Below are 24,956 nucleotides of genomic sequence, written 5' to 3' on the forward strand. Positions count from 1 at the left end.
GCTGTCAGTGAGGTTGCCAGGTTCGGGTACTGCACCTACTAGCGAAAGGTTTGCTATGGGAAAGAAAATGGTTTCCACGATAAAGAAATGCAGAGCTACTGTTTGTTCCATCATTTTGGTGTGGTCTAGTTGTGGAGCGGATACCACCGGAAACACTCTCGAAGATGAGGCCGAAGCGCAGGAGGTACTGTCCAAGATGGCCATTACCGCTGAGGTTGACCCGCAATCCGCAACCGTGACTTTGCCCGCTGATCGCTATGCGCACTTTTTCCCGGGGGAACTGGCTCGCTTGGAGGATGCGCAAGTCATTGCCAAGTACGGTTGTGACCGTGTGGAGTACTACTACAACGGGGATTCCGAAAATCCGTCTCCCCATGGTTTTATTGCGGACGCTAGTAAAGCCGCAGCCCGCGAGAACGGTATGTTCAACCGCTTCGGACCGTGGACGGAAGAGATGGCGCAACGTTTTGCTTACACTGACCCGACAACACTTGAAAATCAGGTCTATTTCGGTTTGATTCCACCCCCGCCTGGGTTTTTGGAAGAACAGTTCCAACGTGAAATGGCTAAACCTGGTGGCTATATTGGCCTGGAGTGTGAAAAGAAGCTAGACCCAGAGGTGTTTTCGCGGGGGAGGCTGGATTCTTTGCGTCCCCCGGAAAGCAGGGAGTTGATGTTTGGCAATCTAATGCCCGAGTTGCGTAAAACAGCCGAGTTCAAGGAGGCCTTGGCTGACCTTAAGCAGTGTTACCGGGAAAATGGCTTGACTGTGAAAAAAGCTAAGGATGAGAGTCCTACCCACACCGTGATAGATGGTGCCAATCGTCTTAAAATAAACAATAAGCAGATAGATTTGGCTCGGAAGGATGTCCAGTGCAAAACCAAGGTGGACTTCGTGAACCGAGTGGCGCAAGAGGCCGCGAAAATACAGGTATCCCGATTTGCCAAACATCACCAGAAGCTGGTCGCCTGGCGTGCCGAGGTAGACAAGGCTCTGGCCAAGGCTGATGAGGTCATTGCCTCGCACCCGAATATGCTCAGGGCTCGCTAAGCCCACAAATATGGCACACAGGTTTGGGGCGGGAACCATGGTTCCCGCCCCAAACCTCGCTTGAATCATGAAAGCTGTTTCTGTGTGTCACTTGAGAACGACATCTTGGTGAGCGGCGATGTATTCCTCGGCTTTCTTGATATTTTCGTCAACTTTGGCGCGCCAAGCCGTAAACTCCTTAATATTTTTCTTGATAATCGGCGCCTGGAGTTTGGCGGCCTCCTGGGCGACACGATTTACGAAGTCTACTTTGGTTTTACACTGCACATCCTTTAAAGCTAGGGTAATCTGTTTCTCATTAATTTTCCTGTAATCGGCACCTACTATCTCGGTATAGGTGTTCTTACCATCCTTTTTTTCTTCTAAGCGGATACCAACTTCCTGATAACACTGTTTCAAATCCTCTAAGGCCTTCTTATAATTGCTGTTGTTTGCAAGTTTTTTCAGAATCGCATCAAAATCCAATTCCTGAGCGGCAGGAGACCGCAGTTTATATAGTTCTTGCTGATTAAACGGCTTAGCATCTTTGGAATTATCACATTTGGTGGTAACAGTATCTAATGTTTCTAAACTCAACTTATCGAACGGGTCAGTATTTTTGCTAAAACCAGACGGCATGGGAATATATCCATTATACACTTGATCAGCAATTGTCCCAGGTCTTGTATACGCGAAACGATTAGCCATCTCCTCTGTCCATGGGCCGAGCTCGTTAAACATAGCGTATTCTCGAGCATCCGCGATTCCTAAGCGAGGAACTGGATAGTCTATGCCAATAGAACGTGCGCAAACGGCACGTGCAACCACGAAAGCATCCCCTATCCGGCCTTCCTCGCTATCGGTCAATCTGGAGAATCGATCTCCGGGAAGTTCAACGGTTGATTCTTTTGGATTAACCTTTGCTTTCATGTCAATTTCTGATAGTGATTGTTCAACAGCCTTGCCCGATAGGTTGCTGTTATCTACATTACTGTTGTTAGCCGGAGAGCTATCGCTACACCCCGCTAACAACAGTAATGTGCAAATTACAAGTAATGTTCTTGACTTTTGCATCGAACTCGCCAATTTCAGCACTTATCGAACAGGATGTAGCTTATACGGTTTTCCCAATTCTCGATCCAATTTTTCCCGTACCCTGCACCGTTACTTAGATTAGGGTCTTGATAGTTGCGACCGTGTTGTTGGCTGTTCCGAATAAAGAATGCTCCAGATGGGCTTGGGCTGTCATAGAATCTTGTAATTCTGCATTTACTTCCGTTAGCGGCTGCCGATGAGGCTTTGTTGTTCATGCCGTCAGGTGTAACCTGCTCATGGTTGCTCTGGAACCAATATCTTCCGTTGTAGTGTTTGTTCTGCCAGATGCAGGCGTAGCCTACTGGGCAGCCTGAGTATTGTCGAATGGCGATGCCGTCTTCGGCAGGTACGACAGTCTCATCACTTGGGTCGGTTATTGTTGTTGTGTCTTTGGACTGTTCTTCAACGGGGTTGAACACAGTGAGGTTGTCTTCGGTTGGTTCATCAACCGCAGTTGCTGCTGGTACACTCAACAAGGAAAAACTGATGGCGGCAATTACCGTCATCCCGAATCCAATTAATTTGGTTTTCATAAGAAAGACTCCTTACTTCTCGTTTATGTTATGTGGTTTTCTACCGCTAAACCCCATAGTAAAAGAGCCAGAATCCCCGAAACTAGAGGTAAAATTACCCAATTTCAGCTGTCAACCATATGACCCCAGGTGGCACCCGATTCATTAGGCAGCTTACGCCGCACCAAGAGGTGTGTCGCCCTCATTTCTTGCTCAATCTGTCCCCTTGCAGAAGTCAAATACCTGGTGCAAACCCAGATTTGTCAATAATGCCAACGGTAAAATCTCGGGTTGTGGCTGGTGCAGCGGATTTGTGCAATGGCGGGCTTGCGAATTGCCGGGGATTCCCTAACCCGAAACCGGGGGATGCGTTCAGGGAAAATGCCGGAAATGCAAATGGCACCTCATGAACCCGAAAGAACAAACAGCCAGGTCAAACCCACTTAAGCCCCCCATGATCACCGGACGCACCCCCGAAGGTCTCGGAAACCCAAGCGTCACGGTTGCATGATGTCTCTATAAAAAGTATCTTGAAATCGAGATAAATTTGGTAAGGAACAAACCAGGAGGTCACCCCATGGCTAGCTTAAACAGCTTCAACTCCCGCAAAACCCTGCAGGTAGGCGCAAAATCTTACGAGATTTTTTCGCTAGCCGCAGTGGACGGGCTGCAGAAACTGCCCTATGCGCTGCGAATCCTGGCCGAAAACCTGTTGCGCACCGAAGACGGCGCCAATATCACCGCCGCACAAATCCAAGCCCTGGCCAACTGGGACGCCAACGCCGAACCCAGCCAGGAAATCCAATTCACCCCGGCGCGTGTAGTGATGCAAGACTTTACCGGGGTGCCCTGCGTAGTGGATTTGGCAACCATGCGCGAGGCCGTAAAAACACTCGGCGGAGACCCCAAGAAAATCAACCCACTCGCCCCGGCCGAGATGGTTATCGACCACTCGGTACAGATTGACTATTTCGGACGCGGCGATGCCCTGCGCCTGAATACCGACAAAGAATACGAACGCAATGCGGAACGCTACAAATTCCTGCGCTGGGGGCAGGGCGCTTTCAACAATTTCCGGGTGGTGCCACCGGGAACCGGGATTATTCACCAGGTGAATATCGAATACCTGGCGCGCACCGTATTCACCAAGGAACTGCCTGACGGCACCGTCCAGGCCTATCCCGACACCTGCGTGGGCACCGATTCCCACACCACCATGGTTAACGGCCTGGGGGTACTGGGCTGGGGTGTGGGCGGTATCGAGGCTGAAGCGGCAATGCTGGGACAACCCGTATCCATGTTGATACCGCGCGTAGTCGGGTTCAAACTGAAAGGCACGATTCCCGCCGCAGCCACTGCCACCGATGTGGTACTGACGATTACCCAGATGTTGCGTGAACACGGCGTGGTCGGGAAATTCGTGGAATTCTATGGCGATGGCGTTTCTCAAGTGCCACTGGCGAACCGTGCCACTATCGGTAATATGTCGCCTGAATTCGGTTCCACCGCCGCGATTTTCCCCATCGACCAGGTTACCGTGGACTATCTGCGTTTGACCGGGCGCGACAGCGAGCGCGTGGCCTTGGTGGAAGCCTATGCCAAGGAACAGGGCTTGTGGCATGACCCTAGCTTCGAGCCGAAGTATTCCGAATACTTGGAACTTGACCTTTCCACGGTGGTTCCCTCAATCGCTGGTCCCAAACGCCCTCAAGACCGGATTCTGCTTTCAGAGGCGAAAGGTGTTTTCGAAAAAACCTTGGTACCGGCCTATGCCTCGGCGCCGCATCGTAAAGTCGAAGTGACCTTAGCCGATGGCACCCAAACCGACTTGGATAACGGGCGGGTGGTGATTGCCTCTATCACCTCTTGCACCAACACCTCCAACCCTTCGGTGATGATGGCGGCCGGCCTGTTGGCTCGCAACGCCCGCGCCAAAGGCCTGAATTCCAAGCCGTGGGTGAAAACCTCGGTGGCACCCGGCTCGCAAGTGGTGACGAACTATTTTGACAAGGCCGGACTGTGGGAGCCGCTCAATGAACTGGGATTTAACCTGGTGGGATATGGCTGTGCGACATGCATTGGGAACTCCGGGCCACTGCCGGCGGAAATCTCTAAGGCCATTAACGACAATGATTTGGCGGTGTGCGCGGTGCTCTCGGGCAACCGTAACTTCGAGGGGCGTATCAGCCCCGATGTGAAAATGAACTACTTGGCTTCCCCGCCGCTTGTGGTGGCCTACGCCTTGGCCGGTTCGATGGATTTCGATTTTGAGACGGAGCCCCTGGGGCAAGATCAAGCGGGTAAAGACGTGTTCCTGCGCGATATTTGGCCCGACCCCACCGAGGTGCAGCGCACGATTGACGACACGATTGACCGCGAGATGTATCTGCAGGATTATGCGAATGTCTTTGCTGGTGATGAACGCTGGCAAAGCCTGCCCACGCCCCAGGGGGATCGTTTCACCTGGGATGACGCTTCCACCTATGTGCGCAAAGCCCCGTTCTTTGACGGGATGAAACTGGAGCCGGAGCCCGTGACCGATATCAAAGGGGCGCGGGTGTTGTTGAAACTGGGGGATTCAGTAACCACTGACCACATTTCGCCGGCCGGGGCTTTCAAGCCGGAAACCCCCGCCGGGCAGTATCTGGGGGCGCACGGCGTGGCACACCGTGATTTCAACTCCTATGGGTCGCGCCGCGGTAATCACGAGGTAATGATGCGCGGCACTTTTGCCAATATCCGTATCAAAAACCAGTTGCTTGACGGGGTAGAAGGCGGTTTCACCCGTGATTTTACCCAGCCAGGCGCCCCGCAAGCCTATGTGTATGATGCGGCGATGCACTATCAGGCGGCAGGGATTCCGCTGGTGGTTTTGGGTGGTAAAGAATACGGTTCGGGATCTTCGCGTGACTGGGCGGCGAAGGGCACGCGTTTGTTGGGCGTAAAAGCGGTTATTGCCGAGTCTTTTGAGCGGATTCACCGTTCAAACTTGATTGGGATGGGAATTATGCCACTGCAGTTCCCGGCCGGGGAATCTGCCGACTCCCTGGGCTTGGATGGAACTGAGTCCATCGATATCACCGGGATTACCGCATTAAACCAGGGCATTACCCCGAAAACGCTGGCGGTGGTGGCCACGAAGGCTGATGGTTCGCAGGTTGCCTTTGACGCGGTGGTACGCATTGATACTCCTGGCGAAGCTGATTACTATCGCCACGATGGGATTTTGCGTTATGTGTTGCGTAATCTGGTGACGGCATAGGTGGAAGTCGCCGTGGTTTTCGCGGTGACATTGGCGGTTTTGCTCACTTTGGTTTCGGCTTCATGAGGTGCCATCCGTAATCTTTGGCGATAGTTAATTTATCCAGGCTGGCCACCCATTAGAATAGTAAGGATTACTTTCTAAGGGGGAGTTTTGCCTAAGTGTAACCAGCCGAAACCGGAGAAACGCCAGTCTGACTCACAGGCTTCCGAATTTCCAGATTTGCGGATTCTGCCTACGATTACAACTCCGCATGATCTGCGGAGTCTAAACCATCAGGAGCTCAACCGACTCGCTGGCGAGATTCGCCGTTTTTTGGTGCAATCGGTGGCGCAAACCGGGGGACACCTAGGCCCGAACCTGGGGGTGGTGGAATTGACCATTGCCCTGCACCGGATTTTCGATGTGAACCGCGATACCTTTGTTTTCGATACGGGACACCAGGCTTATGTACACAAACTGTTGACTGGACGCCAGGATTTCTCGTTGCTGCGTCAACGCGGGGGGTTGTCAGGATATCCGTCTCGGGCGGAATCCGAGACTGATGTGGTCGAGAACTCTCACGCCTCTGCCTCGCTGGCTTGGGCGGATGGAATTATGAAAGCCAATCGTTTGGCGCATCGCCCCGGTTGGGTGGTGGCGGTTATCGGTGACGGAGCCATGACTGGGGGGATGGCTTGGGAGGCTTTGAATAATATTGCGGATGAAAATGAGGGGCGGTTGTTAATTGTTTTGAATGACAATGGGCGTTCTTACGCGCCGACTATTGGGGGTTTAGCGCACCACCTGGATGCCTTGCGGGTCACTCCGTTGTACGACAAAACTCTGAGCTGGGGCAAAAAAACGCTGCGACGCGGCGGGGTTATCGGGAATTTTCTCTATTCGGGTTTACATGCGGCTAAAGCCGGGTTGCGTGATTGGTTTTCCCCCGAGAGCGGGCCGTTATTCGACGAAATTGGGATTACTTACACCGGTCCGGTTGACGGGCACGACATTGCTGCCCTCGAATTTTCCTTTACACGCCTTTTGGCTTCCCGTAAACCCGTGTTGGTGCATGTGATTACCCAAAAGGGGCGTGGTTATAGTCCAGCGGAGCAAAACATTTCGGATCATTTCCATGCTATCGGCCGTATCCACCCTGAAACTGGGCTGCCGATTGAACCTAAGCGTTTCGAGTGGACGGGTGTTTTTGCCGATGAAATTGTGCACCTGGCGAAGCGGGATGAAAAAATCGTGGCGCTTACGGCTGCGATGCTGCAACCCGTAGGTTTGTTGCCGTTTAAAAAGGCCTTTCCAAATCGGGTTTTCGATGTGGGGATTGCCGAGGCTGACGCGATGGCGACGGCCGCCGGGCTGGCCTACGGGGGATTCCACCCGGTTTTCGCGGTGTATTCGACGTTTATGAACCGAGCCTATGATCAGCTGTTGCTGGATGTGGCTTTGCACCATGCCGGAGTGACTATCGTGGAAGACCGCGCGGGTGTGACCGGTTCGGACGGGGCGAGTCACAACGGGATGTGGGATATTGCCTTGGCGGCAACCGTGCCGGGTTTGCACCTGGCGGCTCCCCGCGACGAGGCTACCTTGCGAGACGAGTTGGGCGAAGCGGTATTGGTGGACAATGCGCCGACTCTGGTGCGCTACCCGAAGGGTTCCCTGCCCGAGCCGATTCCGGCGTTGCGCCGCGAGGGCAGCCTTGATGTGCTGTGGGAGTCCCCAGATTTTGTGATTGGGGATGTGGTTTCGGGGCTGGTGGCAGGGGAGTCTGTGCCGGCTGATGCGGTGTCATGCGCAAGCGCTACTGAGATTACTGCCGGTGGTGTTGCTAATGCCACTAATATCGAGGTCATCTCCCCGCGCCAACGGATGCTGCTGGTCGCTACCGGGGCTTTCGCGCCCCTGGGGATTACGGCTGGCCAGATGCTGGCCACGGATTTCGAAACCATGGTGGTTGACCCGCGTTGGCTGCTGCCCATCAGCGCTGATTTGCGTCGGATAGCCCCGGGTTTCAACTGGGTGGTCACCTTGGAAGATGGCCTGGTCGATGGCGGTTTCGGTTCGCAACTGCGTGATTGTCTGGCAGCGGTGGGGTGCTTCGTGCCAGTGCTGAGCTATGGCATCCCCAAGCGCTTTTTGGAACACGCCACCCGCGCCGAGATTTTAGCCGAGCTGGGGTTGACCCCGGATTCACTAGTTGCCTCCCTGAAATCCCGCACCCACGTAGAGTCGCGTTCGCCCTTACTTTGAAATCCTGTCCTACGTGCGACGATTAAGATTTTAGAGTAGAACTCTGAGCGTGCGACTTATAGGGATTGAGTGCTAAGATACTAAAAAATTCCAGTAAATCGAGTTAAAGAACGCTGTTTCGTAGACATGACATAGTTAGAGGCGTACGATAAAGGGGAATTCAGTGTAGATTCACAAGGAGGAAAGTGACATGATTAAACACGTGCTACGCAACACAGCAGTCGGAGTATCGGTCACACTATTGGCGTTGTCTTGGGTTCCGATAGCGTGTGCGACAGGGTTAGGCGCAAATGTTCCAGACACTATAGTCCAAACTAAGGCAGCAATACTTGATGATAACAGTGTGCGTGACTTCGTTAATTTTCATCGCGACTTAGATACACCAAACGATATTGTCAATAAGCTGGTTGATAAGCTCAAAAATGGAATATTACCTAAAAGTATGAATAAAGAAAAGCCTGTTGATGTATATCAGACTTTTATGGCAAATCAAACCCTGAGAGTGAGTACGTTTTCCGATGGTTCCAAATCGCTTGAAACCTATCCTTTTCAAAATCTCAGCTCTGACATCAGGACAGTGTTACCGAAACAGGTACCTATTCACAGTATGATGCTTCGTGATTCAATGAATCTTTCGTGTCAGAGTCGTCAGGGAGGAAATGGTTGGGTGGCTGGAATAGGGTGCACCGGAACTGTTAGTAACGGAATGATTTCCTTTAGGGTTACTTTTGACTATCAAGGGTTACAGGGGTACGGTTCAACTATAAGCCGTCCTGCATACCTTCACATTCAGGGAGCGATGTCCTGCACGCCTCCTACGTTGTATGGCTATAAACAAATGGAAGATTCTGACGGCCCAGCTTATTTGAACTATCAGACGCAGTGTACTTTTGCTGGATATCTTTCAGAAACTCACTATCCCCAAGTAACGAATTCTCACGGTTCTATTAGAATGCAGCTGTGACAGTGGGGAGGTGCGAAATGAGTCTGAATTCTCCGGTATCACCAGCTCCACCTTCCGATATGGGGCTGACATATGTTTTTTCTCAAATTCTAGGTTTTGGTTTTCTTTTTATTCTGGTTATCATATTACTGTGGATGATATTTTCTACATACTTCACATACAAGTTCCATAAAGAGGTCATCAGTTCCTTGACAGAAATAAAGCTCCTTTTGCGCCGGGCAAACATTGACGCGAATGGCTCTAACCTCGCGAAAGAATTGATGAAACGTGAGTCGAGTGATGTTAACTCTGAAACCGGATGATAATTTTTGCATGCCAATAATGTAGGCGAGTTGACTGAATGCTCAACTCGCCTACACTTATTTCACTGACCAGGCGTCGATGGGAGGCTGGTCGGTGTCTGGTTCGAAGCCCAGTTCCGTGGGGGTTTCCGGAATCCGGTCAGTCAAGAAATACTTATCGCGGTTATCGGCATGAGCCTTTACTACTTTGCGGAAGGCACCGAGTTCAAAGAATAGACAGTTGGTGAAAGGATTGCGACGCTTGGCAACAATAACCCACACCCACCACACGAATAACCCTAGATTAAAGAGGAAAGCAGCCCAACAACAGATAATGTTCGCCACTGGATTCATCGTCGCATAGTTAGTCATCGAAGAAGGGATAACCAACAGTTCGGGCAGAATATTGTTGGCTGCAATCCAAAACATCAGGGTAAAACAACGGAACCAAATCCACTGTCCTTTAGCCCAAGTAAAAGCCGGAACTGTACAGGCCAAGAGCAAAGCCAACGTGCAATACCAAGTGTAGTCCGCCAGCGAGTTGTACAAGAACGCGTGATTCCACAAATCATAGGCAATAATCCACGGCCAGGCCATATCCGCCCAGATTAAACCTTTTACCTTGACATCTTTCCGGGAAGTAATGAAAATCTTGCCTAATCCCGTAATCGTGATGATATTCAAGAAACCTGCTGCTGCACTCAACAGATTCCAATACCCACCAATAGTGCGGAATCCCGTGGACGGGTCAATCCCGATGCCCTTGGCTGCGAACACCGCCGCCACATCCTGATACCACTGTGGGGAGAGCGGTTCGGAAGTAAGCCCCCGAGTCTCGGGCAAACCGTTAATCATCGACACCGCGCGAGCCGCATCAATGTCTTGCAAACACTGGGCATTAGACGCACACGCCAGATAAGAATCATTTTCAAAGAAAATCATGATGTCGCGGATATTAGCCTCGGTGATGTTCAGAGCCAATCCCACCCACAAAGCAAAACCCATCCAAAAGGCATAACGGTGGGCTTTCTCCGGGTGACGCTTCCCCCAGAACAGTAAAAACGCGGTCATGGTGGCGGTGGCAATCATAATCACGAACTTACCGAAGGGGAACCACCCCACCATGGGCACCCCGTGAATAATCACGTAGGGGGTAATCAACACCCCGCCCAGCGTCCAAATCGCGAAAGCCGTCCACACCCAACGTCGATTGATTTCCGCTATTAGCATCTGCAATCCAAACACGACTATCCAACACAGATAAACCCAGCCGGAACCGACTTCCCACATGAATCCCATGGTTATACCTCCCGAGAGCGTTCCGTCTGCTTTGACGGATATGGCGGTGCTGATGAAACACATTAGCCAAAAGTGTCACATCAGAGCTATTTCTTGGTTATTATAGACCCTGTGAAGTGGTCGTGGGGGCACTTTCTGGAACAAAGAAGTTTCCGCCTCACGCCGTACGCGAAACGGAGTGACAACAATGAAACTAGACTATCCAACACTGTTTTTCTTTGAAGTCGGCGAGTGGTGGGACTATGCCATGCTGGTCTTGGTTATCGCCGGTCTGGCGGTAACCGCGTGGCTAGCGATTCGCAGTAAATGGGTGGCGCTGGCGGTATTCATCGTGATTCCCGTGTGCCTGACGATTTTCTGGTGGCCGCACTCCACCGCTGGAACCAGTTCGGCGGGGTGGTTCCCCATCGTCAAACAGTACTCGGCGCTGATAGGTTCCCTTTCATTAGTCGCCTTGCAATATTTCCCGAAACTGCGCACCAAATACTGGTACCTGTGTATTCCGCCCCTGATTTTGTCGGTGAACATCCTGGAGGCCGTGATTCGTGATTTCCAATGCTACGGGCTGCACGGAGTTGACCCCAGTAATAACCTGATGACCGTGGGCGGACCGTGGAACATCATGAACGGTATCGCGGGCATCCTAAACCTGCTGATGATTTCCGGCTGGGCGGGGATTTATGTTTCTGCCCACAAAAACCGCCAGATTATTTGGGGCGACCTGACGGTGGGCTGGATTATTGCCTATGATGTGTGGAACGTGGCCTATGTGTACAACTGTCTGGCCGACCGAGCCTGGTACTCGGGGGTGGCCTTGCTGCTGTCCTGCACCATTCCGGCTTTCCTGTCCTTCGGGAAAGGTGCCTGGATTCAGTACCGCGCCTATACCCTGACCTTCTGGTCGGCGATAGTACTCACCTTCCCGCACTTCATGCATGATTCCATGTTTGCGCACCGCTCAGCGCATAATCCGGTCGCTTTGTTTATCGTTTCCGCCTTAGCTTTGGTAATTAACCTGATAGTTTTCGCGATGCACGTGCGCAAGATTGCCGTCACCAAACGCAATCCCTTCCGGCAAGAAGTCTATGCTGACACCAGGGAAAACCTAGCCATCGCTCGTAACAATGCCAGCGAATTCGACCGTCAGCGCATCAATAAGTCCTTGGGGAAAGAACTACTCTGAGCGTAAGGCCTTGACCAACCCATCCAACAGGTGTTCAATCTGCCAAGGACGAGCCTCCGAGGCTTGCAGTACCTCCAAGACTTGCGGCTCGGGAGCATTATCCGGCAAAACCCAGGCCAAACGGCGGGTAGTGCGGGAATCCAGCATGACTTCACTGTGAACATTTAGCTCGACGGCAATCTGGATTACCACATCGCGTAAACGGTGCCAACGCTCGGCTTCCTGGGGGTGATTATGTGCGAAATTCCTAGCATCAGGAACCGCACCGCGAACGCGGGGGGCACGTTTTGATGGCAACTCATGAACCGGCAACTTATAGGAACGCGACAACGCGGCGTACCACGTATCCGCACGCTCCCGTCCCACCCGGTCGTTACGAAACGCCTCTATCGAATTCATGTAGCGCTTGCCGCGAGGTAAAGCCACCGCCAAAGCAATTAAGGCCGGATTGGAAAGCACCTTGGTCGGAGCAAGATTCTCGGCGGCACAGATTTTCTCGCGGGTCTGCCACAACTCGCGCAACGCCGCCAAATTACGCGGTGAATACACCTTGCCCGAACCGGGAACATGGCGCCACGGGTCGGGCTTCGGAGCGGGGGGCTCGAAGTACAGTAAATGTTCGAACTCCTGTTCCGCCCAGTCATCCTTGCCGGCTTCGCCGAGTTGCAACCACAAAGCCTGGCGTAAGTCAACCAGAAACTCGACATCCAAAGCGGCGTATTCCAACCAACTTTGCGGCAAGGGTCGCGTCGACCAGTCAGCGGCGGAATGTTCCTTTTCCAACATGATTCCCAAAACCTGCTCGGTTAAGGAACCCAGGCCAAAACGCTCGAAATTCAACAATTTTGCAGCCAACTCCGTGTCGAATAACAGTTTGGGCCGCATCCCAATCTCGGCTAGCCACGGCATATCCGTAGTGGCATCATGCAAAATCCACTCGGCCTTGCCAATCGCCGCGCCGAGAGGCTCCAAATCGGGGAAAGCCGTGGGATCAATCAGAAAAGTCCCCGTGTCTTCCCGGCGTAGCTGTACCAGATAGGCACCCTGGAAATATCGGAAAGCCCCGGCTCGTTCGGTGTCCAAAGCCACCGACCCGCTGCCCGCCGCCACCAGTTCGCAAACCCGCGCCAAAGCCGGGGGAGTGTTTACCACGCCCTCCAAGGGCTCTTGGGGGTGCTTCACCAAACGATAGGAACGGTTGGAAGCTGACTCGCGAGTCGAGGATGAATGTTCGGATTTCGATACTAAGTCTTTGGTCATAACCAGTTAATCGTATCTTGCCTGGCTGTTCAGCGGTATTTGCCGCTCTGGAAGCGGCTGGGAAGGGATACTGAATTAAAGAAGTCGGGGAATCCGAGTTGAATCCGGGAAAACGGATGGCACCTCATGAAACGGAAATCCCTTAGAGACTACGCAAGCCGACCACGTTTTCCTCTGGAGAAAAACCTGTGGACTGCAGTAAAGTGTCCACCCACGCCAGAAAATGCGCCGATAAATCATAGGAAGTCGGTGTCCACGAGGCGCGAATCTCGAGGCTAGCGGAAGTGCCACGCAAAGAATCACCCGAGAAAGAACGGTTAATCGTAGCGGTAGCCGTGCCTACCAGGTGAGAATAATGCGCCTCACGCCCCGCCAAAGCATCGCGCAACCAAGACCAAGCCACCTCACCAGCCAGCGGATCTTCCCCCAAATTCAACTCGGTTTCGGATGCCACCAGGGCAACCACCCGAAACTGGCCGCCCCAACCGGGCTGTTCCTGGGGGTCAAAGAGCAATACCAGCCGACCGACAGCTGGAGTCTCTGCCGCGACATGCAGCGCTGTTTCCCCACTGATAGCGGCCGCGAAAGGAGCGATTTCCTTGGGCGCGGGAACCTCGTGAACCGAGACATGCGCTGGGATTTGGGCGTGAGCCTCGCGCAAAGACAGCAAAGCTAGCTCCCAGGCGGGGGGTAGCTTAGCATTGGTCATGAGTTCACTCTATTGAGCGCTTTGAGCTAATTCCCTTTCCCACGCCGCAAACTTGGCGGAATTGCGTGGTGCGGGCGTGACGGCGCCGTGCAGAGTCGGGTTCATGAGGCGCGGCGGGACACAGGCGTAAACTCACAAGTCGTCGGCTTCGACGGGAGAACCCAAAACCACCATGGAACGCGACTTTACCGTGATGGATTTCGGGGAACCAATATGCAGTCGGTTATCGAAACGGGTGCAAATTGGTTGTTCATTGTCCGCTGTGTCAATTAGCTGGTACCACTCAAAAGCGTGTGCCCACTGGGGCATAGTGAAATCAATGTCAGTCTCGGAGGCATTGAACATCAGAATGAAATCATCGTCCATCACACGTTCCCCGCGAATATCCGGTTCATCAATAGAATTCCCGTTCAGACAGATTGTCAATGCTTTCGCAAAAGCTGTGGTCCATTCTTCGTCGGTCATGTGTTCGCCGGTAACACTGAACCATTCGATATCCCCACGGTCAGATTCACCCCCGCGAGCCGCGTCCCCAGCCAGGAAACGGCGGCGTCGGAACACCGGGTGTTCGCGACGCAGTCGAATCAGTTTGCGGGTGAAATCGAACATTTTCTCGTCGCGTGCCTCGCGGCTCCAATCAATCCAGGTGATTTCATTGTCTTGGCAATACCCGTTGTTATTCCCGCTCTGGGTGCGTCCCAGCTCATCTCCGTGAGAAATCATCGGCACTCCCTGGGACAGCAACAAAGTCGTCAAGAAATTGTAGCGTTGGCGGCGGCGCAGCTCATTGATATTTTCGTCCTCGGTCGGTCCCTCGGCACCGTGGTTCCAGGAACGGTTGTTATTGTCGCCGTCTGCGCCGCCTTCCCCGTTCGCTTCATTGTGTTTTCCGTTGTAGCTGACCAGGTCTAGCAGCGTGAACCCGTCGTGGGCGGTGACGAAGTTGATGGAAGCCACCGGCAGGCGCCCGGTGTGAGCGTAGAGATCTGCCGAACCCGAAAAACGTGAGGCAAATTCCCCGAGTTTCGCCGGTTCTCCGCGCCAATAATCGCGAATCGTGTCGCGGTATTTCCCGTTCCATTCCGACCACAGAATCGGGAAACCGCCGACGTTATAGCCCCCTTCGCCCACGTCCCAGGGTTCGGCAATCAACTTGACGCGTGAAATTATCGGGTCTTGGTGGATGATGTCGAAAAATGCCGAAAGCTTGTCCACCGAGCTGAGTTCACGTGCCAAGGTCGAGGCCAAATCGAAACGGAAACCATCGACGTGCATCTCGGTAATCCAGTAACGTAGCGAATCCATAATTAGCTGCAGCACTTGCGGTGAGCGCATGAACAGGGAGTTTCCAGTTCCGGTGGTGTCAAAGTAATGCGCCTTGTCGCCCTCGACCAGGCGATAGTATTCCTCGTTGTCGATGCCTCTAAAGGACAGAGTGGGGCCGAGGTGGTTACCTTCGGCGGTGTGGTTGTAAACAACATCCAGAATTACTTCTATCCCCGCCGAATGTAGGTTTTTTACCATTTGTTTAAATTCTTCGACTTGATTGTCGGTTTGTGGTTCCGAGCAATACGCGTTGTGCGGGGCAAAATATCCGATAGTGTTGTATCCCCAATAGTTAGTCAGTCCTTTTTCTTGCAGTGAGGGATCGGTGACGAACTGGTGTATCGGCATCAGCTCCAGAGCGTTGATTCCCAGGTGTTGCAGATATTCGATGTTTTTGGGGTGTCCAATTCCGGCGTAAGTGCCGCGCAGTCGCTCGGGTATGGCGGGGTTTAGCATGGTCATGCCCTTGACATGGGTTTCATAAATCACCAACTCGGGGTATTCCAGGCCGGGATGACGGTCGTTTCCCCAGTCGAAGAAAGGATTAATTACCACCGAGTGCATGGTGTGCGTGGCGGAATCGTCGTTGTTGTAGCCGTCGGGATTTCCGGGTGGATAAGCGAAAATCGACATGTCTCCGTCTAGGTCGCCCGCGATGGCCTTGGCATAGGGATCCAAAAGCAGTTTGCTGGGGTTGAAACGTTTGCCATTGGCGGGGTCATAAGATCCGTAAACCCGGTAACCGTAGTGTTGTCCGGGCCGCAGATTCGGCACGTAGCCGTGCCATACGTGCCCGTCGATTTCGGTTAGCTCCAGGCGATTCATCTCCAGTCCGTCGTCGTCAACGAGACACAGCTCTACCTTTTTGGCATTCGCCGAGTAGAGCGCGAAATTGGTGCCAGATCCGTCATAAGTGGCACCGAGGGGATAGGGTTTTCCAGGCCAGATTTCCATACGTCTAGCTTCTCACACTTTCCGTCGTTGCGGGTGGTTGCGGGTGTGGCGGTATTCTCGGGTTCATGAGGGGCTTGCCAAAATCCAGGTTCTATCACCCCATCGAAAGCCTTTGAATCCACCAGAATCTGGCTTCAGTGTTGACGCCAGATTCTGGTGGATTCGCGTCGAATCAACCGCATAGGTATTTTTTGAATAGCGTGTTTCGCCCCCGGATTAGGGTCATGGATTTTTTCTAGGAGGCGTTTTACGGCCACGCGGGCGATAGTTTCTTGCGGGATTTCAAGAGTTGAGAGGGTAGGAAGAGCCAATAGGCCGTTTTGCGGTTCACCCACCCCTAAGATGGCCACGCTTTGCAATGCACTAGGATCCTTTTCACGAAGCGCTCGGATGAAGCCCACGGCGGCAAGGTTTCCGAAGACCAATACGTTACTCAACGCACGCCGTTCCCAGTGTCGCAACACCTTGTACCCCGAATTAACGCTATTGGTCACCCCGTTAATTACCTGCATGTCGAGTTTGTATTTTTTGCTCAGCTTCGACACCGTATCCATACATTCATCAGTCACCCAGCTTTGCCCTTCGGCGTGCATGACAGTGAAGCGGGAGTCGGGTTGTGACCGCAGAAACGTGATGATTTCGCTGATGCTCTGTTTGACATCGGGAATCACCACGTCGTATTTGGAAGTCTCGCGGTTTAACCACACAAGCGGATGATGTTCTACAAAGGCATTGAGTTCGACTTTCGTTTTTTCGCTGTCTATCAAGAATCCATCCACATGCTTGAGGAAGGTTTGGCAGGATGTGCCCAGTTCTCCCAACGGAGAGTTCGCATCCAAGAAAATCAGTTGATATCCAGATTCGGTCGCGCTGGCTTTGAGTGCTGAAATCAGGGCTGTGTTGCCCATGTCGATTACGACTCCGAAGCGTTTGGTCAGAGGGGCGCTGCGGTGACATCTCGCGTCATCTTCGCTGATGTATCCCATTTCGCGAGCCACTCGAAAGACATGTTCGGCAGTGAGAGGATTGGTTCTTCCGGGACGGTTCAGTGCCCGGGACACGGTTGAGGTGGCCACATGAGCCGCTTTGGCGACATCCTTCATGGTTACTCGTTTGGCTGGCGGTTTTTCTAGGGTTTCGTTATTCACACGCAATCCTTACAGTTTCCTGAATATCTTATATGAAAATCCTGTACAGTTTGTCAGAACAATCAACATTATATGTCAACTTGATGCCAAAATTTCAAGTTTCCGGAAAATTTTGCTTTGACCGGGTTGATGAGGTAATCTTATGGAGCCTTGGGCCATTAGCGCAGCGGTAGCGCGCTTCCTTCACACGGAAGAGGTCACTGGTTCGATCCCAGTATGGCCCACCCAGTTTTCCCTTGATTCTTCAAAATTCCAGATTAAATGGAGCCATCATAACCAGCATGGTAGGTAGCACTGGCTACTAAATCAGCTTTGAAGCTGATGATAGTATTCAGCACTCTAGAGTTAACTCAACAACAGTCTTAGACTGAAGGTGTGGAACTGAACAAGAATACTCTAGAAAAAGTGCTGGAACTCATTAAAGAACTGCCGACTTCCTCGAAAGTAAGCGCTCTGGCGGCGTTGGGAACCTCGGGAACTTTGATAGCAGCGGGACATACCGCTGCTGGCATGTGGAAGGTTTACCAGGAGGTCTCGGCACATCGCTGGTTTTGGGAAGACCACGTTATCACTGGGCTGGCAAAACTCCGCGAACTCGGGATGTGGGAAAACCCAGCAGGGATGAATCCTGCCTTTGATATGTTGAGTGTTGGGGCGCTGCGACACCAAAAGCGCAGCGGATGGTATTCCAACAAGCCCCTCATGAACCCAAACCTTACCCTGGCACGACCCACAAAAATAGAAGGAGCACCGCCATTTATCTATGTAGCCCTGGGTGATTCGGCAGCTCAGGGAGTGGGATGCGAGGATGTGCGAGATTCCTACGTGGCATTGCTGGCCTCGTATTTGCGCCGTGCCACCAGACGACGGGTGATAGTGCTGAATCTTTCCATTTCCGGTGCCATTTCTTCTACTGTAACTGGCACGGAGCTGCCTAGACTATTGACGCTGGGGGTTAAACCTGATTTGATTACCCTTGATATTGGGGGAAATGATACCTTTGCTGATGATGCTGAAATTCCCGCAGAACTTTTCGAAAAAAATCTAGAAATTATTTGCCGCTACTTGCCGGTTCCCACCCTTATCGCCGAAGTTCCTGCCGTTACACCACTGCCGCGAGACAGACGCGCCGTGGAATTAAATGAGGCCTTGAAAGCGGCCGTAGAGGGCTCGCCGCACATCGTGGTTCCCATCCGTAAACTCGGGGAAGTTCCGTTGTGGCGGATTTTGTCGATTCGTGCCGAAGATGGGTTCCATCCCAATGTGGATGGTTATCGCGGGGCGGCCTTGGAATTCGCACGCGCCTCCGAGACACTGCTCAAAGAACGCGACCTGTGGCAAGACACTGCCGACGATTTGTATTCCTAAGCGACAAAAACATAAATGAAGGCGGGCATGGCGTTGGTGGGCGATACGGGACTCGAACCTGCGACCTCTCCCGTGTGGAAGGAAACAATGCGGCTCGCAGCAAAAGCCACGAGCCGCATTTCCTTTTCATTTCTGCCAAGAGCTGTAACAGTGATATTTAGCCACTGTTCTTAGCTGTCGTATTACGTCGACCCTAAGTCACTGCTGATGGTGCAGTTTGAACGCAAGCTCAGCCAAATGCACGCCATGAGTTAGGAACTCATGCGTACGACACACGTAATCATTGTCGCGACCAAGTTTTGCGATATAACCGTTGATGTAATCAACTTCCGTTTCACGACCACGGCTCATGTCCTGGTACATGGAAGGATAGTGCAAAGGACATGCCACACGACTCACGTAGTCGATAGCTTCCAGTTCCTGTTGGCGAGTATTAACCATCCTAATTCCAGCGCGATCGCACACATCGTAAGCTTCGTTAATAAGCTGACGAGCCATATCCATCGCACCAGGGTAAGAAATAAACTGACCCATTTGAATCTGGTACATTGTGCACAAAGTATTAATCACAGAATTAAAAACCACTTTTGCCATGCATGTACCTTTAAAATCTTCCGTAATAGTAGGATTCAAGCCGGCGGCTTTAAAATCATCTCGCATAGCAAGCTCAACCTCACTAACCTGCTCGTTCAATGCGCACATATTCATAGTGCCTACGCCAGCTTTTCCAATAAAATCAACATCACCAGGCCCATTCAAAACCGTTGCAATCAGGGCAGTTCCGCCGTAAATACGATCATCTGGAAAATACTGCTGCAACTTTTCAAAGTGACCCCATCCGTTCATGGCGGAAAACACAATCTGGTGGTTTTTAAACAAGTGCTTGCACCGCTGCAACATATCTGCAAGCTGCATCTGTTTCATAAACACAATCCAGACATCTGGATTGCCATCGTAATCCTCAGGAGTATACATGCGAATCGGCACCAAATGGCGGTTTTCATGGTCTCGGCTCACCATCACGCCACCCTGTTCACGCACCTTGTTCACGTTTTCATCCCAAGCGTCAATGAAATCAACATGAATGCCAGCCGTTTCCTGCAACAAAACGCCATAGCGATATCCCATAGCTCCCGAACCAATCATTGCATATTTCATGCCACTCATAGTGACACCTCCTTTTGAATAAAAACTGCACTCAGGCGATACTCGTATTTACGCGAATTACGTCGAAGCGATTATGGATATGGCAAAAAGCAGCAAGACAGTATGCGGTTACTAACCAAACGGCCAACTGCTTTTTGGTTTTACAGCATGTTACACATTTTTGGAAGAATATCAAAATTTAGTTATCCATGATTTGAAAATTTCGCAGCACTTGTGTAACTCTTCTTCAGGCACCGAGGGGATAACTTTCGAATGAGGAGCAATTCGCGAATCCCGCAGCATGCCTCCGATGCGCATCGTCGAGTCCTGGGTGTATTGTGAGTGCGGTACCAGTGAATTCAACTCATAGGCAGGTGCCAGATGAAAGCTGTCGAAGTGGTCTGAGGCTGTTTGCTTTTGTGGGATGCCAGTTTTTGTACAGCAACCATGAGGGTTCGAGGGGTGCTTCGGGGTGTTTGCGGGGAGTGTTTCGTGTGCGATGAAAGGGGCGTTTTCGTTGGTATAGCGGGTAAAACCGTTGGTGGGCGATACAGGACTCGAACCTGCGACCTCTTCCGTGTCAAGGAAACGCGCTAACCAGCTGCGCCAACCGCCCGTCGAAGTGGGTACCGGATTCGAACCGGTGTATACGGCTTTGCAGGCCGCTGCCTAGCCACTCGGCCAACCCACCAGAAAAGAAACGCGCCGAACCAGCAGCTGCGACGCTTTTCCGGAGCGGATGACGGGACTCGAACCCGCGACATTCACCTTGGCAAGGTGACGCTCTACCAACTGAGCCACATCCGCGATGCCTGCCGTATCGAAACCGGCTTGAACATATTACACATAAAAACGCTCTGGACGCAAATAAACAGCAATTTCCGCAAAATTTAGCGCTTTGTGGCATGTCGGAACACTTTGGGCGCAAACGGGTAAGATATGTAAAGATAAAAACTCTTAGTGAAAGGCGCACAGTGAGCATCAGCGTTGTGATTGACGGCAAGGCAACAACCATTGCAGAAGACCAAACCGGGCAAGATATTTACCGTGACCGCAAGGAAGTGATTGCCTGCTTCATCAACGGTGAACCCCGGGATTTGTATCGTAATCTCCACGAAGGAGACGCCCTAGAAGCCATCACCATAGACTCGGAAATGGGACTGAATATCCTAAGACACTCTGCCACCCACGTCATGGCGCAAGCTGTGAAACAGGTACGTCCCGATGTGAAATACGGCATCGGTCCCTTCATTGAAAACGGGTTCTACTACGATTTCGGGGTTGCACAACCCTTCACACCCGAAGATCTCAAGGAAATTGAAAAATACATGGCGCGTATCTGTAAGGAAGACCAGCGTTTTGTGCGCCGTGCCGTGACCGAGGACGAGGCTCGCCAGGAACTAGCCGACCAGCCTTACAAACTGGAACTGATTGGCTTGAAGGGAGGCTCTGATGAAGACAACGACCAAGCTGCCGCTGGCGCTTCAGTGGAAGTCGGGGGAGCCGAACTGACAATCTATGACAATGTGCGTAAAAATGGGGAAACCGCGTGGAAAGACCTGTGTCGCGGTCCGCATATTCCCTCCACCCGGTTACTCAGCGGTGCGTTCAAACTGCTGAAAGTCTCGGCAGCTTATTGGCGTGGCGACCAGAAGAACGACTCGCTCCAGCGGATTTATGGTACCGCCTGGCCTACAAAAGAAGAGCTCAAGGCCTATGTCACTCGCCTAGAGGAAGCCGAAAAACGTGACCACCGCCGCTTGGGTACGGAGCTTGATTTGTTCAGCTTCCCCGAAGAAATCGGTTCTGGACTGCCAGTATTTCACCCTAAAGGGGCATTGGTGCGCATGGAGATGGAAAATTATTCCCGCCAGCGCCATCTGGAAGAAGGTTATTCCTTCGTTTCTACGCCTCATGTAACCAAGGGACAATTGTTTGAAACTTCAGGACACCTGTCATGGTACAAGGAAGGTATGTTCCCCGCCATGCATCTTGACGAGGAACGCGATGCCCAGGGCAATGTCACCAAGGAAGGCGCGGATTACTATCTGAAGCCGATGAATTGCCCGATGCATAACTTGATTTTCAAATCCCGCACGCGATCCTATCGTGAGCTGCCACTGCGTTTGTTCGAGTTCGGTACGGTGTATCGCTACGAGAAATCCGGGGTGGTGCACGGGCTAACTCGGGCGCGCGGTTTCACCCAAGACGACTCGCACATTTACTGCACCCGCGACCAGATGAAGGACGAACTGACAAAACTGTTAACTTTCGTGTTGGATTTGTTGAAGGACTATGGATTGGACGATTTTTATCTGGAGCTATCCACCAAAAATCCCCAAAAATTCGTCGGCAGCGACGAGGTTTGGGAAGAAGCCACCCGCACCCTGCAGGAAGTTGCCGAGGCTTCCGGACTGGAACTGCGCCCCGACCCGGAAGGCGCGGCCTTTTATGGGCCAAAAATTTCGGTGCAGGCACGCGACGCAATTGGCCGCACCTGGCAGATGTCCACCATTCAGCTCGACTTTAACCTGCCGGAACGCTTCGAGTTGGAATACACGGCCGCCGATGGCTCGCGCCAACGCCCGGTGATGATTCACCGCGCTTTGTTCGGCTCTATCGAGCGTTTCTTTGGGGTATTAACCGAGCACTACGCTGGGGCGTTTCCAGCGTGGCTTGCACCCGTCCAGGTGCGTCTGGTGCCAGTGGCAGATACTTTCAACGCGTATTGCGAGGACGTAGCCAAACAGCTGCGTGCCGAAAACGTCCGGGTGGAAATCGACGAGAGCGACGACCGTTTTGGTAAGAAAATCCGTAACGCTGCCAAAGACAAGGTTCCATTCACCCTGATTGTAGGTGGCGAAGATGCAGAACACGGCGCGGTTTCTTTCCGTTACCGTGGTGGTGAACAGAAAAATGGCGTGAAAATCTCTGCAGCCATCCAAGAAATCACGGAAACCATTCGCAGCCGAAAGAATCACTGAAATGCATGTTGAACCGGAAAGCAGCCGCGGTTTTGGTGATGAGCCCGACGGGTTTGACCGACTGTGGACCCCACACCGTATGGTGTACATCGATAACGGGTCGCGACGCGACCAGGAAGCCTGTCCTTTTTGCGAGGCGCCGAAAAAAACGGATGAGGAAGCCCTGATTGTTTATCGCGGCCAGACCTGCTTCGTGATTATGAACCTGTTTCCCTACAATGCCGGACACGTCTTGGTATTGCCATACCGTCACATTCCCGATTACACGGATTTGACCTTCGAGGAGCGCATCGAGTTTGGGGAAATTACCGCCCATGCCATGCAGGTTATCCGGGAGACGAAAAATCCCCACGGTTTCAATCTGGGAATGAACCAGGGCGCGGTGGCCGGTGCTGGTATTGCCGGCCACCTGCACCAACACGTAGTGCCGCGGTGGAGAGGGGACGCGAATTTCTTTCCTATCGTGGCTAAAACTAAAGCTGTGCCGGAGTTACTGGGGCAAACCCGGGAACTCTTAGCCCAGGGATTCTCCGGATACCAGGCAAAGAGTCGCTAGTTTGGCTGGCGCCTCATGAAAAGAAACTAAAATGTCAAAAACGAAAATCCACAAAACCAACGCGATGCGAGAACTGGATGAAGCCGGGGTGTCCTACGAAATGTCCTCGTATCCCACTGACGGCGAGATTGGCGCTGTTCACACCGCTCAGTTGCTGGGCGTCAGCCCGGAAGTGATTTATAAAACTCTGGTGCTAGAGGACGGCAACGGCGGGCATTTCGTAGCGGTTATCGCGGCTCAGGCCGAGCTGGATTTAAAGAAAACTGCGGCTCATTTCGGGGTGAAGCATGTCGGCCTGATTAACTGGAAAACCCTGCGTGAGGTGACGGGATACATTCGCGGGGGGTGTTCGCCCTTAGCGATGAAAAAGCTTTTCCCTACGGTGATTGACGAAAACGCGGTTCTGCAGGAACGAATTTACGTGTCCGCCGGGGTGCGCGGCACCCAGATTGTGGTGTCGCCTTCGGATTTGGCACGGGTGGTGGGTGCGGACTTTGCCGCCGTGGTGCAACAGTGATTCCGCCGTTTGCGCTTTTTTGCCACGGCTTCATGAGATGATATTTACTATCCAGTGGCTTCGCATCGCGCCGCCCAGCCAAATTCACCAAGTCAAATCGGAGAAAATTTGCCCGCAAGCCCAAAAAAGGGGCACTATGGAACCTGGAAGTGACTCGTAGAGAAAGAGAACAAATGACTGAAACAAAAGCAGAGGGTGTTGGTACTGACCTGGTGAAACGCGGTATGGCGCAAATGCTCAAGGGTGGGGTGATTATGGATGTGGTTACCGCCGAACAAGCCAAAATCGCCGAGGATGCCGGTGCGGTAGCGGTAATGGCGCTGGAGCGGGTTCCGGCCGATATTCGCGCCGAAGGCGGGGTGGCTCGCATGAGCGACCCGGATTTGATTGACAGCATTATTAATGCGGTGTCTATTCCGGTTATGGCCAAGGCTCGTATTGGTCACTTTGCAGAGGCACAGGTGTTGCAAAGCCTGGGAGTGGACTATATTGATGAATCCGAGGTTTTGACCCCGGCGGATTACGAAAACCACATCAACAAGTGGGATTTCACGGTGCCTTTCGTGTGCGGTGCCACCAACCTGGGCGAGGCGCTACGTCGCATCAGTGAAGGTGCGGCTATGATTCGCTCCAAAGGAGAGGCAGGCACTGGTGATGTGTCTAATGCGGTGACGCATATGCGTACCATGACTTCGGAAATCAATCGCCTGGCTTCGATGCGACCTGACGAGGTTTTCCACGCAGCTAAGGAACTGCAAGCGCCCTATCCGCTGGTGAAGGAAGTTGCGGAAACCGGGAAGCTGCCGGTGGTGTTGTTCACTGCTGGCGGAATCGCCACTCCGGCTGATGCGGCTCTAATGATGCAGCTGGGAGCGGAAGGCGTGTTTGTGGGATCCGGGATTTTCAAATCCGGTGATCCGGCGAAACGAGCGGCAGCGATTGTCAAAGCCACCGCGCGTTTCAACGAGCCTGAGCTGGTTGCCGAGGTCTCCCGGTCGTTGGGTGAGGCTATGGTGGGTATTAATGTTCATGACTTGCCCGCCGCCCAGCACCTTGAAAACCGGGGTTGGTAGGCTCAAATAAATCTTAAGGATACGGGCGCTGCGTTTTCAAGA

The 24,956-nt window shown here is 52.5% G+C and carries 20 protein-coding genes and 4 tRNA genes; 13 read left to right on the forward strand and 11 right to left on the reverse strand.

Going from position 1 to position 24,956, the window contains the following annotated elements; genetic code table 11:
- Positions 1-55: 55 nt before the first annotated feature.
- Complete coding sequence (locus F4555_RS04090) at positions 56-1,051, forward strand: hypothetical protein (RefSeq protein ID WP_004012450.1); 996 nt, start codon at positions 56-58, stop codon at positions 1,049-1,051.
- Between the two features lie 87 nt (positions 1,052-1,138).
- Here the strand turns inward: F4555_RS04090 and F4555_RS04095 are convergent, their stop codons facing one another.
- Entirely contained in the window at positions 1,139-1,960 is an 822-nt protein-coding gene (locus F4555_RS04095; protein WP_103759026.1) for a hypothetical protein, read from the reverse strand.
- 158 nt (positions 1,961-2,118) lie between these two features.
- Positions 2,119-2,658, reverse strand: coding sequence for a peptidase inhibitor family I36 protein (locus tag F4555_RS04100; RefSeq protein WP_103759027.1), 540 nt, complete (start codon positions 2,656-2,658; stop codon positions 2,119-2,121).
- Between the two features lie 270 nt (positions 2,659-2,928).
- Here F4555_RS04100 and F4555_RS04105 point away from each other — a divergent pair, with 270 nt between their 5' ends.
- From F4555_RS04105 to F4555_RS04125, 5 genes are all read left to right on the forward strand, one after another.
- A complete protein-coding gene (locus F4555_RS04105; RefSeq protein WP_184076216.1) occupies positions 2,929-3,084 on the forward strand; it encodes a hypothetical protein in 156 nt (51 codons plus the stop codon).
- 130 nt (positions 3,085-3,214) lie between these two features.
- Positions 3,215-5,899 (forward strand): aconitate hydratase AcnA, encoded by a 2,685-nt coding sequence (acnA, locus tag F4555_RS04110; RefSeq protein ID WP_103759028.1) that lies wholly within the window; start codon positions 3,215-3,217, stop codon positions 5,897-5,899.
- Between the two features lie 153 nt (positions 5,900-6,052).
- Positions 6,053-8,146, forward strand: coding sequence for a 1-deoxy-D-xylulose-5-phosphate synthase (gene dxs, locus F4555_RS04115; RefSeq protein ID WP_115326049.1), 2,094 nt, complete (start codon positions 6,053-6,055; stop codon positions 8,144-8,146).
- Between the two features lie 190 nt (positions 8,147-8,336).
- Positions 8,337-9,110: a hypothetical protein gene (locus F4555_RS04120; protein ID WP_103759030.1), complete on the forward strand. Its 774-nt coding sequence runs from the start codon at positions 8,337-8,339 to the stop codon at positions 9,108-9,110.
- A 17-nt stretch (positions 9,111-9,127) separates the two neighbouring features.
- Positions 9,128-9,412 (forward strand): MerR family transcriptional regulator, encoded by a 285-nt coding sequence (locus F4555_RS04125; protein ID WP_244854353.1) that lies wholly within the window; start codon positions 9,128-9,130, stop codon positions 9,410-9,412.
- A 57-nt stretch (positions 9,413-9,469) separates the two neighbouring features.
- Here the strand turns inward: F4555_RS04125 and F4555_RS04130 are convergent, their stop codons facing one another.
- Entirely contained in the window at positions 9,470-10,690 is a 1,221-nt protein-coding gene (locus F4555_RS04130) for a DUF5692 family protein (protein WP_004014968.1), read from the reverse strand.
- A gap of 187 nt (positions 10,691-10,877) precedes the next feature.
- Here F4555_RS04130 and F4555_RS04135 point away from each other — a divergent pair, with 187 nt between their 5' ends.
- Positions 10,878-11,873, forward strand: coding sequence for a DUF5692 family protein (locus F4555_RS04135; protein WP_103759031.1), 996 nt, complete (start codon positions 10,878-10,880; stop codon positions 11,871-11,873).
- On the opposite strand, the gene F4555_RS04140 is transcribed toward F4555_RS04135, so the two are convergent.
- The 4 genes from F4555_RS04140 to F4555_RS04155 all read right to left on the reverse strand — a co-directional run bounded on the left by F4555_RS04140 (position 11,865) and on the right by F4555_RS04155 (position 17,270).
- Positions 11,865-13,133 (reverse strand): HRDC domain-containing protein, encoded by a 1,269-nt coding sequence (locus F4555_RS04140; RefSeq protein WP_103759032.1) that lies wholly within the window; start codon positions 13,131-13,133, stop codon positions 11,865-11,867. The two genes, F4555_RS04135 and F4555_RS04140, sit on opposite strands and share 9 nt — an antisense overlap.
- Before the next feature lie 142 nt (positions 13,134-13,275).
- Complete coding sequence (locus F4555_RS04145; protein ID WP_004012439.1) at positions 13,276-13,842, reverse strand: DUF3000 family protein; 567 nt, start codon at positions 13,840-13,842, stop codon at positions 13,276-13,278.
- 132 nt (positions 13,843-13,974) lie between these two features.
- Entirely contained in the window at positions 13,975-16,122 is a 2,148-nt protein-coding gene (glgX, locus tag F4555_RS04150) for a glycogen debranching protein GlgX (RefSeq protein WP_004014971.1), read from the reverse strand.
- Between the two features lie 134 nt (positions 16,123-16,256).
- Positions 16,257-17,270 carry a LacI family DNA-binding transcriptional regulator gene (locus F4555_RS04155; RefSeq protein ID WP_004014972.1) on the reverse strand — a complete coding sequence of 338 codons (1,014 nt, stop codon included), beginning with the start codon at positions 17,268-17,270 and terminating at the stop codon, positions 16,257-16,259.
- Between the two features lie 152 nt (positions 17,271-17,422).
- Here F4555_RS04155 and F4555_RS04160 point away from each other — a divergent pair.
- Positions 17,423-17,494, forward strand: a tRNA-Val gene (locus F4555_RS04160).
- Positions 17,495-17,645: 151 nt separating this feature from the next.
- Positions 17,646-18,638, forward strand: a complete 993-nt coding sequence (locus tag F4555_RS04165) for an SGNH/GDSL hydrolase family protein (protein WP_004016839.1) — start codon at positions 17,646-17,648, stop codon at positions 18,636-18,638.
- Positions 18,639-18,836: 198 nt separating this feature from the next.
- Here the strand turns inward: F4555_RS04165 and F4555_RS04170 are convergent, their stop codons facing one another.
- The 4 genes from F4555_RS04170 to F4555_RS04185 form a co-directional block, all read right to left on the reverse strand.
- Positions 18,837-19,805 (reverse strand): ketopantoate reductase family protein, encoded by a 969-nt coding sequence (locus F4555_RS04170; protein ID WP_004014974.1) that lies wholly within the window; start codon positions 19,803-19,805, stop codon positions 18,837-18,839.
- A gap of 518 nt (positions 19,806-20,323) precedes the next feature.
- Positions 20,324-20,400: transfer RNA gene (locus F4555_RS04175), tRNA-Val, on the reverse strand.
- Positions 20,401-20,404: 4 nt separating this feature from the next.
- A tRNA-Cys gene (locus F4555_RS04180) sits at positions 20,405-20,475 on the reverse strand.
- Between the two features lie 43 nt (positions 20,476-20,518).
- Positions 20,519-20,591 (reverse strand) — tRNA-Gly (locus tag F4555_RS04185).
- 167 nt (positions 20,592-20,758) lie between these two features.
- On the opposite strand from F4555_RS04185, the gene thrS reads away from it, so the two are divergent.
- The 4 genes from thrS to pdxS all read left to right on the forward strand — a co-directional run bounded on the left by thrS (position 20,759) and on the right by pdxS (position 24,914).
- Positions 20,759-22,768, forward strand: a complete 2,010-nt coding sequence (gene thrS, locus F4555_RS04190; RefSeq protein WP_004014975.1) for a threonine--tRNA ligase — start codon at positions 20,759-20,761, stop codon at positions 22,766-22,768.
- A 1-nt stretch (position 22,769) separates the two neighbouring features.
- The gene (locus tag F4555_RS04195) at positions 22,770-23,324 is read left to right on the forward strand and encodes an HIT family protein (protein WP_004012430.1); all 555 of its coding nucleotides are present in this window, start codon (positions 22,770-22,772) and stop codon (positions 23,322-23,324) included.
- 31 nt (positions 23,325-23,355) lie between these two features.
- Positions 23,356-23,841: a Cys-tRNA(Pro) deacylase gene (gene ybaK, locus F4555_RS04200; RefSeq protein ID WP_004012429.1), complete on the forward strand. Its 486-nt coding sequence runs from the start codon at positions 23,356-23,358 to the stop codon at positions 23,839-23,841.
- A 173-nt stretch (positions 23,842-24,014) separates the two neighbouring features.
- Positions 24,015-24,914 carry a pyridoxal 5'-phosphate synthase lyase subunit PdxS gene (pdxS, locus tag F4555_RS04205; RefSeq protein ID WP_004012427.1) on the forward strand — a complete coding sequence of 300 codons (900 nt, stop codon included), beginning with the start codon at positions 24,015-24,017 and terminating at the stop codon, positions 24,912-24,914.
- Positions 24,915-24,956: the final 42 nt, after the last annotated feature.

Source organism: Mobiluncus mulieris, assembly GCF_014204735.1.
Classification (GTDB): domain Bacteria; phylum Actinomycetota; class Actinomycetes; order Actinomycetales; family Actinomycetaceae; genus Mobiluncus; species Mobiluncus mulieris.